The organism is Marinobacter persicus (assembly GCF_002934325.1).
In the GTDB taxonomy this organism is placed as follows: Bacteria; Pseudomonadota; Gammaproteobacteria; order Pseudomonadales; family Oleiphilaceae; genus Marinobacter; species Marinobacter persicus_A.
The window spans coordinates 182,794-196,421 of record NZ_PTIV01000001.1 but is presented as its reverse complement, the minus strand read 5'-3'; the positions used below and the strand labels follow the sequence as shown (position 1 = coordinate 196,421).

Sequence of the window (13,628 nt, the reverse complement as noted above, 5' to 3'; positions counted from 1 at the left end):
TTCACGGCCTGCCGCTTCCTATTCCAGGTAGTAGTCAAACGTCGATACCACCCGCACGGTTTTGACCGGCTGCTGGTTCTCGGAAATGCCGGGCGCCTGGTCCCGGGCCAGAATCTGGAACACGCCCTGGTTGGCCCGGCGCAGGCCCCCAAGGCTGGTGTTGGCGTCCTGCGCAAACTGGCTGGCGGCTTCCCGGGCGGCGGCGGTGGCTTCGGAAATCATCTCGGGCTTGATGTCATTCAGGCGGTTGAACAGGTAGGTGGGGCCGCTGGGACCATAGTCCGAGGACAGCGCCACGCCGGAATCCACCAGTTCACTGACGTTCTGGGCCGCCTGGCGGATGCGGTCGACGTGCGTGCTGCGCACCATCAGCGTCTGATTGATGATGAATTTCTGCGGGTTGTTATTGGCACCATAGGCGTTGGCCCGGGTGTCGGTCACGTCCAGCCGCTGCAATTCCACCGCCGAAGTGTCGATGGCCTGGAGTTTCAGAAAGGCCATGATGGCTTCCCGGCTCATCCGGGCTTTTTCCTGGGCCTGGTCCAGGGTATCCCCGGTGGCCACGAAGCGCAGAGGCCATAGCGCCAGGTCGGCCTGCACTTCCCGTTCGGCCACGCCTTTGACCGTGACGTAGCGGTCGCCGGTGCGCAGGTCGGTCAGGCCGGCACTGAGAAACATCGCCGCGATAATGGCGCTGATGCCGAGAATGAGCGCGGGCACCGTCTTCATGGAAAGACTCCTTTTGCTGAGGCGCCGGACAGATCTGCCCAGGCTGCTATCCTGAGTACAGTAAAGCCTACCCGTTAGTTTATGTGGCAAATAAGGGGATAAACATGACAGATGTGTCGATTGAGTGCGTGCAGGGAGACATTGCCAACCAGCCGGACATCGACGCCATCGTCAACGCCGCCAACGCCCGACTGATGCCGGGCAGTGGTGTGGCCGGCGCCATCCACTCGGCGGCCGGTCCCGGCCTGGCGGAGGAGTGCCGGAAGTTGGCCCCGATTGAACCGGGGCAGGCGGTGATCAGCGGTGCCCACGATTTGCCCAACCGCCATGTGATTCATTGTCTGGGGCCGGTGTATGGCGAGGACGAACCGTCGGATCAGCTGTTGGCTGACTGTTATCGGAATGCCCTGAGTCTGGCCGATGCCGAGGGTCTGGAGTCCATTGCGTTTCCCGCGATATCCACCGGGGTGTTCGGGTACCCGCTGGAAGAGGCTACTCGGGTGGCCGTGTCTGTCATTCGGGAAGCCGGCCCGGGCCTGGCCCATGTCCAGCGCGTTCGCCTGGTGGCGTTCAGTGAGAAAGACCTGGAGGCGTTTCGCTCAGCGCTGGGACAGTGAAGTGACGATAAGGGACATGCCGGGAGCGTCTGTGGTCAGTCGCAATCTGCCGGTTTGCTGCGGCTGAATCGGGCCTGCATGGCCTTGCGGCGCCGATCTTCATCCTTGTATTCCTCGGGTAGGGGCTGGATGAAGTAGAGGTAGTCGCCCCGGTTGCGATTGTCCTCAAGGGGCATCTGTTCGGTGTCGTTTGCCCAGATGACCGGGGATATGAGGGCCACGCTCAGCTTCGGCGCCCGTTTTTCCAGTACCGCCACCGTACCCAGCCGTTCTTCGCTGTGGAACGTGCCGGTAAGATGAATTACCTGGTGATTGGGGTGCTCCTCCCGGGCGTGGAGTATACGCTCGGCCATGGTGTTATCGCGCAGCAGCTGGGCGCGATAGGTATTGCGCATGCGCTCGGACAGCGATTCGTTATCGGTGCCATGGCTGCCCTGGATGGCTTCGACGAATTTTTCCTTGTAGGCCGGGGTGTCGAGGAACGGTGAGTCCGGCAATTGGTCGCGCTGGGCAGGGGCAAGTGTGTCGAGGTAGGCCGGGCCCTGGCGACCGACACAACGAACTACATCGGCCGGTGCGTTGGCGGCCATGACCGGCAGATGGTGTTGCCGGGCAAACTCCACCACGGGGCGGTAGGACGCCCGGTAGTTATCCCAGGCCTGGGCGTCTTCCAGCATTTCGGTTTCCCCGAGGCGGCCCTCCAGGTAGTCATCCAGAACCTGCTGGTGATCCAGGTTGAATTGCTCCATGCTCAGTATCTGGGCTGGATTGTGCTGGAACAGCGCCTGCTGCAAACGGGCCTGCAGCAGGTGAGAACCATGATGGCCGTGGAACTCACCGATGACCACCACATCGGTTTCAGACAGCCGCGAGGCCAGTTCAGGGACCGATAGCAACTGGCCGGTTTGTGGATCGACAAGCCGGGCGTCGTACTGGCTTTCCGGTGGCGTCAGCATTGCAGTGTCTGAGGGCATGGCAGCGCATCCAGGGAGCGTCAGGGTGAACAGGGCCAGGGCAGCAAAGTACAGTCTCATGGGGCGTCCATCGGTGTGTCGGCTCAATCGGATTTCTGCGGGTGCTGTTCGCGCCAGTCTGGGCCGAGCCGGGATTCCACGTATTCGCGAATGAATTGCCGGACTTTCTGGGAAGGGGTGACATCCTCTTCCTTGCAGAGTTTCTCGAAGGTTGCTTTCTTTTCGGGGTCAATCAGGAGCGTGAGTCGGGCAGTTCGGTTTTCCATGGTTCAGAGCTTCTTACGGCGTTAAGTGACTGGTATGTTAATTAGATTAACATTGAATGAACAAATAACAACCATATAATGTAAATAAATCCTGACTGGCGAGTCCCTGTATGTCCCATCGTGCCCACCTGTTTTCACTGCGCTTTGCCCATGCTTTCCGTGAAGCCTGCCTGAGCGAACGTTATAACGGGCACCGGTTTGTAAAAGACTTGATGGCCGGCATAACGGTGGGGATTATCGCCATTCCGCTGTCCATGGCGCTGGCCATCGCCAGCGGCGTGGCGCCTCAGTACGGTCTTTATACCGCCGTTATTGCCGGCTTTGTTATCGCCCTGACCGGCGGCAGCCGTTTCAGTATTTCAGGCCCCACAGCCGCCTTTGTCGTGATCCTGTATCCCATTGCCCAGGAGTATGGCCTGGGCGGTTTGCTGCTGGCCACCCTGATGTCCGGGGTGCTGTTGGTGATCATGGCCCTCATGCGCCTGGGCCGTTTGATCGAGTACATCCCGGAGGCCGTTACCCTGGGCTTCACCGCCGGTATTGCCGTGGTGATCCTGACTCTGCAGGTGAAGGATTTCTTCGGGCTGCCCCTGGAGAGTCTGCCGGAGCATTACTGGGATAAGTTGGCGGTATTGGGCCAGGCATTGCCCCAAATCGACGGTATGAGCACGCTGGTGGCGGCGGCAACACTGGCGGTGATGTTGCTGTGGTCAAAGTTGCGCACGCCAGTGCCGCCGCACCTGCCAGCAGTATTGGTGGGCAGTGGCCTGGCGTTGATGCTGAACGCCAGCGGTGCGGGTATCGAAACCATTGGCTCACGGTTCAGCTATCTGTTGCCGGATGGCAGTACCGGTGCCGGCATTCCGCCGTTCCTGCCGGAATTCACCTGGCCCTGGCAGCAACCGGGGCCGGACGGTGCGCCGCTGGGGCTGTCATGGGATATGGTGCGTGAACTGCTGCCAGCGGCGTTCGCCATTGCCATGCTGGGGGCGATTGAATCACTGCTGTGCGCGGTGGTGCTCGATGGCATGACCGGCAAACGGCACAGCGCCAACAGCGAATTGATGGGGCAGGGGCTGGGTAACATCGTGGTGCCCTTCTTCGGTGGCATCACCGCCACTGCGGCCATTGCCCGTTCCGCGGCCAATTACCGGGCCGGCGCCCAGTCGCCGGTGGCGGCCATGGTGCATGCGGTGGTTGTGCTACTGGCCCTGGTATCTCTGGCCGGTGTCCTGGCTTACCTGCCCATGCCGGCTATGGCAGCGCTGTTGGTGATGGTGGCCTGGAATATGAGTGAAGCGCCCAAGGCGGTGCACCTGCTGAGAACGGCACCCCGGGGCGATATCCTGGTGTTCCTCACCTGTTTTGGTCTGACCGTGGCGCTGGACATGGTGATCGCCATTACCACCGGCATCCTGTTGGCGGCGGTCCTGTTTATGCAGGAAATGGCCAAAATGACACGGGTGACGGACATCACCGACAGCAAGCGTATCCGGGGCGAGTCCCTGCCGGAGGGCTGGCGGGTCTTCAAGATCAACGGCCCGCTGTTTTTTGCCGCCGCTGATCGCATCTTCGGGGAATTGGCCGAGCTGTCCCGGGAAGCGCGGGGCTTTATCCTCTATATGGACGGTGTCACCGTGTTGGACGCCGGTGGCCTGTCGGCCCTGGGAAAGCTGATTGACACCTGCCGTGAAAGTGGCAGTCAGGTGATCGTGGCCGACCTGCAGTTCCAGCCTCTGAGGGCGCTGGCCAGGGCCGGGCTGGCACCGGAGGCGGGGGTGAGCCGCTTCACCCCGACCCTGGAAGCCGCCCTGCATGCGGCTGGCAGTAAAAGCGAGTAATTCCAAGCCACTGATATTCTTCTTTTCTGGCACTTTGTTCTATCCTGTGCAGGTAATTCTCATTGCACAGGATGACTTCATGCTGCCCTTCCGCCTGATTGACCGGGTCAAGTTTATTGTCGAGCGACAGCTGGTAAAGGGGGCCGGCTTCCAGTTGCTGGTGGTTGGCCTGTTCATCGCCCTGATTTCCCTCATTGGCGGCCTGCTGGTGATCATGCCGGCGGCCGATGAATTCGAGGATGCGGGTTCCGCCATCTGGTGGGCGTTCCTGCGTCTGACCGACCCCGGTTACCTGGGGGACGATGTCGGTACCTGGCAGCGCATTGTCTCCACCCTGCTGACCATCTCCGGTTATGTGGTGTTCATGGGCACTCTGGTGGCCATTCTGACCCGCTGGTTGATCGCCAAGATGGCTGAGCTGGAGCGGGGGCTGACCCCGGTGACCCTGAAAAACCACCTGGTGGTCCTGGGCTGGACCGCCCAGACCCCGCCGCTGGTAGCCGAACTGTTTGGTTCCACAGGTCGTATGCGCCGTTTTCTGGAGAAGCACGATACCCAGAAGCTGCGGCTGGTGGTGCTGGCTGAAGAGGCGGGTGCCGGCCAGTTGCATGAGCTGAGAAATGAACCGGGTGTGGGTGATCGCTCACGGGAGGTGATCCTGCGCAGTGGCTCTCCGATTCAGCCCGAGGCCCTGCAACGGGTGGCCTGTCTGGACGCCGCAGCGGTGATCGTGCCCAGTCATGGGCATGGCGCCGGCAGTTTCGTCACGCCGGACGTGGAGACCGTTAAGGCGCTGCTCTCCATTGCCGCCCAGGCCCGAGACTTTGGTAGTTCACTGCCGTTTGTGGTGGCGGAAATCCAGGATATGCGTAAATTGCCGGTCATCCAGCGGGCTTACCCGGGGTCGGTGGAAGTGGTGGCGGGGGATGCCACCATCAGCCGCCTGATGGTCCAGAACGTGCTACACCCCCATTTGTCGGAGGTCTATAACGAGCTGCTGACCGCCGGTGAAGGCAACGAAATCTTTGTTCGTGGCGGCGAAACGGCCGAAGGCCTGACCGTCAGCGAGCTCGCCGCGCAGCGCCCCCAAGCCATTGTCCTGGGGCTGTTACACCCGACGGACAGTCAGCGCTGGCGGATCGACATGCCTGCACCGGCCAATGCCGTGATTCACCGGGAAGACCGGGTGGTACTGCTGGCCCGCGAGTATGAACATACCGGCAATGACTCCAAGGCAGAGCCCCTGGCCATGTTTGAGCGTGCCGAGCCGTCGGCGGTGGTGGCGGCCCAGGGCCGTGCGCACCGGGTCCTGGTTCTGGGCTGGAACCGGCGCGTGCCCAGCCTGGCGGCGGAATTTGCCAGCTATCCAGGCCGCCAGTTCCATCTGGACCTGGTGTCGGTCATTCCCCTGGCCGAGCGGGAGCGGGAACTGCGCCGCCATGGTGTGGAGTTGGCCGGGGTGAACGGTCGCCTGCTGGAAGCCGATTACATGATCGAAGACGACCTGCGCAAACTGGACCCGGCCACCTACGATACGGTGATGCTGTTGAGCAGCGACCGCATCGGTTCCGATGAGGAAGCTGACGCCCGTGCCATGGTGGGCTACCTGCAACTGGAAGACATACTGTCGGAATCCGTCCGCCGGCCCCAGGTGATCCTGGAGTTGAGTGACCCCGATAACCGGCAACTGCTGTACGGTCACCAGAGTGAGATGCTGATCAGCCCCATGATTCTCAGTCACGTGCTGGCCCAGGTGGCGCTGCGGCGGGAGCTGCGCGTGGTGCTGGACGAGCTCTTTACCGTCAATGGAGCGGAATTCCAGTTTCGTGATCCCAACGACTATCCACTGCCGGCCAGCACCAATTTCCAGGTACTGGAAAAAATTGTCGCAGCCCGTGGCGAGGTGGCGCTGGGCCTTTATCGGGCCAGGCCCGACGATCGTGGTCGGCACATAATGATGAACCCTCCGCGTCGGCAATATCTGGATATTCAGGAACATGATCGTCTGCTGGTTATGTGCCGTACATAGGACGCTTCCTACCTGTCTAGGTATTCACGTAGAAAATGCCGAAAATACACCACATAAATTTCAATTATAAATTCAAAGCGTCTAGAGTATCGCTTAACGTCAGCGCCTGCCCGTTACCGGCCGCAGGCAGTTGGCTTCGGATGCTGCCTGGCAGCAGTTTTTCCGCACCTTTTGAACCTAAAACGTAGAAAGGACATAGAGATGCCTTACGCACAAGACGTTGATCAGATTGCTTCCCTGTTGAAGCAGAACCCGACCTGGAACGCTATCAACCCGAAGCACGCTGCCCGCATGCGCGCCCAGAACAAGTTCAAGACTGGTCTGGACATCGCCAAGTACACCGCCAAAATCATGCGCGAAGACATGGCGAACTACGACAAGGACACTTCCCAGTACACCCAGTCCCTGGGCTGCTGGCACGGCTTTATTGGTCAGCAGAAGATGCTGTCCATCAAGAAGCACTTTGGTAACACCAAGCGTCGTTACCTGTACCTGTCTGGCTGGATGGTTGCGGCCATGCGTTCACAGTTCGGCCCGCTGCCGGACCAGTCCATGCACGAGAAGACCGCCGTTCCTGGCCTGATCGAAGAGCTTTACACCTTCCTGCGCCAGGCTGACGCATGGGAACTGAACCACCTGTTCCGCGCCCTGGAAGAAGCTGAAAACGCCGGCGACACTGCCAAGGCTGAAGAGCTGATCAAGCAGATCGACAACCACGAAACTCACGTTGTGCCGATCATTGCCGACATCGACGCAGGTTTCGGTAACGCTGAAGCCACTTACCTGCTGTCCAAGAAGATGATCGAAGCCGGTGCCTGCTGCATCCAGATCGAAAACCAGGTTTCCGACGAGAAGCAGTGTGGTCACCAGGACGGTAAGGTAACCGTTCCGCACGCTGACTTCCTGTCCAAAATCAACGCCGTACGTCTGGCGTTCCTGGAGCTGGGTGTTGATGACGGTGTTATCGTTGCCCGTACCGACTCCCTGGGCGCTGGCCTGACCCAGAAACTGGCCGTAACTGACGAGCCGGGCGACCTGGGCGACAAGTACAACAGCTTCCTCGATGGCGAGTACATCGACGACGCTTCCCAGATCAACAACGGCGACGTTGTGATCAAGTCTGACGGCAAGCTGATGAAGCCGAAGCGTCTGCCTTCTGGCCTGTTCCAGTTCAAGCCGGGCACTGGCGAAGACCGTGTTGTCCTGGACTGCATCACTTCCCTGCAGAACGGCGCTGACCTGCTGTGGATCGAAACCGAGAAGCCGCACGTTGGCCAGATCGCCGGCATGGTTAACCGCATCCGTGAAGTGGTGCCCGATGCCAAGCTGGTTTACAACAACAGCCCGTCCTTCAACTGGACCCTGAACTTCCGTCAGCAGGTATTCGATGCCTGGAAAGAAGAAGGCAAAGACGTATCTGCCTATGACCGTGAAGCTCTGATGGACAGCAAGTACGACGACACCGAGCTGGGTAAACTGGCTGACGAGTGGACTGCGGACTTCCAGCGCAAGGCCTCTGCAGAAGCAGGTATCTTCCACCACCTGATCACTCTGCCGACTTACCACACCGCTGCTCTGTCCACTGACAACCTGGCCAAGGGCTACTTCGGTGACGAAGGCATGCTGGCCTACGTTGGCGGCGTTCAGCGTAAGGAAATCCGTCAGGGTATCGCGACTGTTAAGCACCAGGACATGGCCGGTTCCAACATCGGTGATGACCACAAAGAGTTCTTCGCAGGTGACGCGGCTCTGAAGGCCGGTGGTAAAGACAACACCATGAACCAGTTCTAAAACTGGCCTCATGATGTTCCGGTGAGTGCTTCGGCGCTCACCGACCACAGAAAACCCCGCAAGGCGCGAGCTTTGCGGGGTTTTTGTTTTTAACACTGGTGTAATCCCTCATCTTCCTGATTTGCGACGATATTTGAGGTTATCACTGACTGACACACTGGCGAGTGTTTCAGGGGTGATACAGGTTCAGGCTTTTTGGCTTTCCTTCGGATTCGGGACGTTGTTGAAAATAGTTCAGGTATTCATAAGCTTAAAAGTTCATTGGTGGGGTTGGCATACTAATCGCTCTTTTGATTCCTACGGATCTGTGCCCTGGCGCCCCCGCTCACTGGCGGCGGGATGGGACGGATTCCCGTTAAGCCAATATCATCAAAAGGACATGAATCATGAATACCAAAAAAAGCCTGCTGGCAGCTGCAATTGCAATGAGTCTGGGTATCTCCGGGTATGCAATGGCGGAACAGGGGGGCGATGGCAGCCCCAACACCAATGCGGATGACAGCTCCGCAGCCAACACCAACTATTCCGGAAATACTGACTCCGGTAATGACAACTCAACCACCAATACCGATAACACCGACAATTCCGACGACAGCACCAGCGTTGCTGATTCGTTCAAGATTGCCGATAGCGGTAATGACATGTCGGATAATTCGAGTACGGATAATTCCGATAACTCAAGCACTGACAATTCGGACAACTCCGACAGCTCAGACAACAGCACCAGCCTGAACGATGCGTTCAAGATTGCCGACAGTGGCAATACCGACGCGTCGGACAACTCCGATAATTCCTCCGTGGATAACTCGGATAACAGTGACAGTTCCGACAACAGCACCAGTGTGAACGATTCCTACAAGGTGGCTGACAGCGGAAACACTGATAACTCCAATACCAACAACTCCGATAATTCGAATACGAATAACTCGGACAACTCAGACAACTCGGATAACTCCGACAGTTCTGATAACAGCACCACCGTCACTGACTCCTACAAGATTGCCAACAGCGGCAACAGTGACAGCTCTGACAGCTCGATCAGCAACAGTGATTCGAACAACACCGACAATAGCGACAGTTCAGACAACAGCTCGAACACCATGAACCTGTCGATGGAAGTGTTCATGAACGATGCTGAGCTGAGCGGCACCGTGTCTGGAACCAACGTCACCTATGGCGATGCCAACGGCAAACGCTCCATGGTTGATACCCGGACCTCCAACGAGATCTCCGGTGGCTCCGCGAACTTCACCGGTGTCGGCGCCTTCGCCCAGAACGCCGGTGTGGGTAGCGTGACCCAGGCCAACGTCAGCGTGATGTCGAACCTGAGCGCAGGCGGCGGTAACTGAGGCTGAGACAGGGCGAGCTGCCTCCAACGGGGGCAGCTTCCCTTGTCGGGAGTTGTGTCATGGCCAAAGTCATGAACAGGGTACTGATGCTTGTGGTCGCCGTTATGCCCGGAGTTGCTGTTGCTGAGGACTGGGCCGATGCACAGCCCATGAGCCTTAAGCAGCTGGATGCGGCCAGTGGCCGTCAGGGCGTTCCCATTCAGTGGCAGCTGAATGAGGCCCAGCAGAATGCCGAGGTGAGCGGCAATGTGTTGTCAGGACCGGTAAACACCGGCGACAACTGGATCGCGGACCAGGCGTTCGAAAATATGAGCGGCATCGCCACGGTGATTCAGAACACGGGTAATCAGGTGGTGATCCAGGACAGTACCCAGATCAACATTCTCATCAATCACTGAGCCGGAGGTGGATCATGGTTGGTAAAGCACAGTGGCTGGCAGGAGCACTGGGTTGCCTGCTCTGGTCCACCGCCTTTTCCGGAACGGTGCTGGTCCCGGGTGCCGGTGGCCATGTAGAGGTTTCGGTCACCAGCTTTCAGGATCAGCGTTTTGCCCAGCTGTATCAGCAACAGTACGATTTCAGCTGTGGTTCTGCTGCTCTGGCTTCCCTGCTTTCCTACCATTACGACTGGCCAGTGACAGAGCAGGATGTTTTCAGCGAGATGCTGGCCCTGGCGGATAAGGAAAAGGTGCTTCGGGACGGTTTCTCCATGCTGGATATGAAGCGATATCTCGAAGCCAATGGTTACCAGGCGGATGGATTCCGGATGCCATTGGAAGGCCTGCGTGAGCGGGTGCGGGTGCCGGTGATTGCACTGGTCACCCTGGGTGGTTACCGGCATTTTGTGGTGATCAAGGGTATTAGCCAACGCGAAGTGCTGGTGGGTGATCCGGCCCGGGGCCTGAAGGCCTATTCCTGGGCAGAGTTCAACCAGCATTGGGATGGCGCGGCATTTGTCATTCGCAGCCATCTGGAGCAGGGCCGGTCGAGTTTTCTGGCCCGGGACGACTGGCCGGGGCTGGCGAGGGCGCCTCTGTTCAAGGGGCTGGAGGGGCCGTCCGTGGGACATACTCTGCCTTATTGGCCCAGTACACAGGAGTGGTGATGCCATGAAACGACACATGGGCGTTTTCTGGGCAATGACTCTGGTTGCCATGAGCGTTCAGGCGGAGATGCGGCTGAGTGAAACTCCCCTGTCGGATGCCGAACTGGCAACCCTGCGGGGTGGCTTCTTTCTGGACGGACTGGAGATTGCCATCGGGCTTGAGCAGGTAGTGGCCGTGAACGGCGAGACCCAGGTCATCAATCACCTGCGCATTCCCAACCTGAACCAGCGACTGACCGGTGATGGGCTGTCGCTGCAAATGGAGTCCTTGGTGGCCCAGAGCATTGGCTCGGACGGCCTGAGGCTGACCACCGGCGCTGCGGGCGATGGTGGCTGGATGACGGTGCTTCAGAACAGTCTCAATAGCGTCACCATCCAGCAAATTCGCCAGCTGGATATTGAGCTGAACAATATCGGCAACGTCTATCGTCTGCCACAGGATGCCGGCCTGCCGATGTTGCCGTGACGCTGCTTACAGGTTGATCGGCAGCTTCAGGGTAATCTCCGTGTCGGGTGCGGCATCGGTGACCCCGATGGCAACGGTCAGGCTCAGCAGGGTGTCACTGGTTACCCGGTGAGACAGTCCAAAGGCGAGCGAGGCGACCTGGGTACGGCTGAAGTTGGCGGCAAACAAGTCATTTCCCAGCTCGTAGGTGGTCTCGCCAATGACAGAGTGATCGTACCCCAGGCTGAACGAGGTGCGTTCGTTGAAGGCGAAGCCCATGCCAAAGCCAAACCGGACGACATCCCCGGGATCCACCGTGCCGCCATTCTCGGGCCCCTGGTCGTCCTCAATGGTCCACACGTAGCTCAGGTTGCCGAACAGCACAGCGGGATCGGAAGGGTAGATGAACGACAAGCCTGGCTCCACCGACCAGAAGCCTGAGCCGGTGGGGCGTTCGGCCAGCTCGTAGCCAATGGGATTGCCGTCTTTGTCCCTCACCACTTCTCCATCCGTACCGGTAATTGGGTCCCGGTCAACGTCATAGGGCCCATCACCGGTCGGCGCCTTGGCCCGGAACGTGCCGATCAGGTAAGGCCAGCCGTCCAGACCATCATTGAGCTGGTAGCGTAGCGCCAGTTCCACATCCCCCAGGCCTTCGCCCGAAGACTCTTCCAACGTGTCAATGGGGGTGCCGCTAAAGGCCTCTCGGGCACGAATATCCTCTTCGATGCTGAGATAGGGAACCCGAAGCCCGGCTTCGAATCGGCTGGTGAATCCGTACTTGGTGGTTAACGCGCCGACGAACACATCGCGCTGGATTTCGGAAATATTGATGAGCCCCACCAGCAGGGCGGGGATCACCGTATAGCCTTCCACCGCCACCTTGGTTGCACTGCTGTGGGCATAGGAAAACGACGGTTCAAAAGTGAAACGTCCCGGTTGCGTGACAATGCCCCGGTCGGCGGTGATTGAGGCAATCTCGGTGGCAGTGTCGTTGGGTTCGGCGTGGGCAAAGGGGGCGAGGCAGGCGGCCAGTCCCAGAGTGGCAAGCTGTTTCATGAGGTCTCTCCTTGACCCCGGTCGGGGTCGGCGTTGTTGTGGGTTTTTGCGGAAGGTGGCGTCAGCCGGTGCTTGTCCAGTAGCCGGTAAAACGACACCCGGGAAATCTTCAGTAGCCGGGCCGCGGCTGAAATGTTCTGGTGCGTGAGCGACAGACTGGTGGTGATCGCTTCCCGGTCCGCCCGGGCCCGGAAGGCCTGGAGGGAATAACGATCTGTCTGCATTGGTGGCGTGGTTTGCAGTAGCCCCATGTCCTCCGGCTGTATACGGAGGCTTCGGGACAGCAGCACCGCCTGGCTCAGCCGGTTCTGGAGTTCCCGGAGGTTGCCGGGCCAGTTATGGCGGGCCATGGCCAGCAATGTGGCGTTGTCGATCCAGTGTTTCTGGTTGGTGGTGTTGTCCAGCATGCGCTGTACCAGGCCGGGCAGGTCTTCCAGCCGATCCCTAAGGGGCGGCATGGTGACTGTCAGGTTGCCCAGCCGATACATCACGTCCTCCCGGAAATGACCGGCGTGCACCAGGTCTTCCAGGGGGGTATTGCAGGTGGCGATAATGCGTACGTCTACCTGGGTGGAGTGGTTGGCGCCAATGGGCTCCACCTGCCCGTCCTGGAGAAAACGAAGAATGGCCGATTGCTGTTCCGGGCAGAGCTCATCAGCCCCGGCCAACACCAGGGTGCCGCCATCGGCTGCCTCTATCCGGCCCTTGCGGGCCTTGAGGGCATGGGTGAACGCGCCGCGTTCATGGCCAAACAGTTCGCTCTGGGTCAGGGAAGGGGGAAGGGCTGCACAGTTTACCGTGACCAGCGGCTGGTGGCGTCGGCGCGATTCCCGATGAACAAAGTGGGCTGCCGCGTCCCGGCCGGTGCCATTCTCGCCGTAAATCAGCACCGGCTCATTAGTGGCTGCAAACCGCCTCAGCAGGGTACGGGTCCGGCGAATGGCCTGCGAAGGCCCCTTCAAGGCAAAGTGTTGATAGCTGGCGCGATTGTGGTCGACCTCCAGGTTGCCCAGACAGGCCATTCCCCACATATGCCCTAGACTGTAACGCAGGCGTCGCCAGTCAACGGGGAGGGTGTGGTAGTCCTGGCAGTAGTCCTGAATCAGGCGTCGAACCTGGGGGTGATCCAGCTGGCCGGTCTGCACAATGGCCAGCCACGAGCTGGCTGGCAGGTGTTCCAGCCACTGGTCAATGTGGGCATACTGACCCTGTGTCAGGCTGGCCAGATCGCAAACACCGATAGGTCTGCCGCGGCACTCCGGTTCTTGGGTATGCAGAGGCTCGCCCGGGTGAATCCGGTTCAGCTGCCACTGGTTTGTGAGCAGCTGATGGATGTTGTTCTGACGCCTGTCGGCCGAAAGCCAGAGCAATTTTGGTTTCTGTTCCATGATCCGTTTCCTCGGACCACCGAAAAGCAGGTCTC

At 59.4% G+C, this 13,628-nt stretch carries 13 protein-coding genes; 8 read left to right on the top strand and 5 right to left on the bottom strand.

What is annotated here, in order from left to right:
- Positions 1 to 18: 18 nt before the first annotated feature.
- The gene (locus BY454_RS00955; protein ID WP_104414752.1) at positions 19 to 729 is read right to left on the bottom strand and encodes an SIMPL domain-containing protein; all 711 of its coding nucleotides are present in this window, start codon (positions 727 to 729) and stop codon (positions 19 to 21) included.
- A 104-nt stretch (positions 730 to 833) separates the two neighbouring features.
- Between BY454_RS00955 and BY454_RS00950 the strand changes: the two genes are divergently transcribed.
- Positions 834 to 1,346: a macro domain-containing protein gene (locus BY454_RS00950; RefSeq protein ID WP_104414751.1), complete on the top strand. Its 513-nt coding sequence runs from the start codon at positions 834 to 836 to the stop codon at positions 1,344 to 1,346.
- Between the two features lie 35 nt (positions 1,347 to 1,381).
- Here the strand turns inward: BY454_RS00950 and BY454_RS00945 are convergent, their stop codons facing one another.
- Together BY454_RS00945 and BY454_RS00940 are read right to left on the bottom strand one after the other, a co-directional pair.
- Positions 1,382 to 2,380, bottom strand: a complete 999-nt coding sequence (locus BY454_RS00945; protein WP_258075504.1) for a ChaN family lipoprotein — start codon at positions 2,378 to 2,380, stop codon at positions 1,382 to 1,384.
- A gap of 23 nt (positions 2,381 to 2,403) precedes the next feature.
- Positions 2,404 to 2,586, bottom strand: a complete 183-nt coding sequence (locus BY454_RS00940; protein ID WP_104414750.1) for a CopG family transcriptional regulator — start codon at positions 2,584 to 2,586, stop codon at positions 2,404 to 2,406.
- A 110-nt stretch (positions 2,587 to 2,696) separates the two neighbouring features.
- Here BY454_RS00940 and dauA point away from each other — a divergent pair, with 110 nt between their 5' ends.
- The 7 genes from dauA (at position 2,697) to BY454_RS00905 (ending at position 11,167) form a co-directional block, all read left to right on the top strand.
- Positions 2,697 to 4,427, top strand: a complete 1,731-nt coding sequence (dauA, locus tag BY454_RS00935; protein ID WP_104414749.1) for a C4-dicarboxylic acid transporter DauA — start codon at positions 2,697 to 2,699, stop codon at positions 4,425 to 4,427.
- A gap of 79 nt (positions 4,428 to 4,506) precedes the next feature.
- A complete protein-coding gene (locus BY454_RS00930; protein ID WP_104414802.1) occupies positions 4,507 to 6,456 on the top strand; it encodes a CASTOR/POLLUX-related putative ion channel in 1,950 nt (649 codons plus the stop codon).
- A 201-nt stretch (positions 6,457 to 6,657) separates the two neighbouring features.
- On the top strand, positions 6,658 to 8,247 hold the full coding sequence (locus BY454_RS00925; RefSeq protein WP_104414748.1) for an isocitrate lyase: 1,590 nt from the start codon (positions 6,658 to 6,660) through the stop codon (positions 8,245 to 8,247).
- A 386-nt stretch (positions 8,248 to 8,633) separates the two neighbouring features.
- The gene (locus BY454_RS00920; protein ID WP_104414747.1) at positions 8,634 to 9,596 is read left to right on the top strand and encodes a hypothetical protein; all 963 of its coding nucleotides are present in this window, start codon (positions 8,634 to 8,636) and stop codon (positions 9,594 to 9,596) included.
- A 59-nt stretch (positions 9,597 to 9,655) separates the two neighbouring features.
- Positions 9,656 to 9,994 carry a hypothetical protein gene (locus BY454_RS00915; RefSeq protein ID WP_104414746.1) on the top strand — a complete coding sequence of 113 codons (339 nt, stop codon included), beginning with the start codon at positions 9,656 to 9,658 and terminating at the stop codon, positions 9,992 to 9,994.
- Between the two features lie 14 nt (positions 9,995 to 10,008).
- Complete coding sequence (locus BY454_RS00910) at positions 10,009 to 10,701, top strand: C39 family peptidase (protein ID WP_104414745.1); 693 nt, start codon at positions 10,009 to 10,011, stop codon at positions 10,699 to 10,701.
- Positions 10,702 to 10,705: 4 nt separating this feature from the next.
- Complete coding sequence (locus BY454_RS00905; protein WP_104414744.1) at positions 10,706 to 11,167, top strand: hypothetical protein; 462 nt, start codon at positions 10,706 to 10,708, stop codon at positions 11,165 to 11,167.
- 6 nt (positions 11,168 to 11,173) lie between these two features.
- Here the strand turns inward: BY454_RS00905 and BY454_RS00900 are convergent, their stop codons facing one another.
- Entirely contained in the window at positions 11,174 to 12,205 is a 1,032-nt protein-coding gene (locus tag BY454_RS00900) for a transporter (protein WP_104414743.1), read from the bottom strand.
- Positions 12,202 to 13,593: a sigma-54-dependent transcriptional regulator gene (locus BY454_RS00895; protein WP_104414801.1), complete on the bottom strand. Its 1,392-nt coding sequence runs from the start codon at positions 13,591 to 13,593 to the stop codon at positions 12,202 to 12,204. Before BY454_RS00895 ends, BY454_RS00900 begins: the two co-directional genes overlap by 4 nt.
- Positions 13,594 to 13,628: the final 35 nt, after the last annotated feature.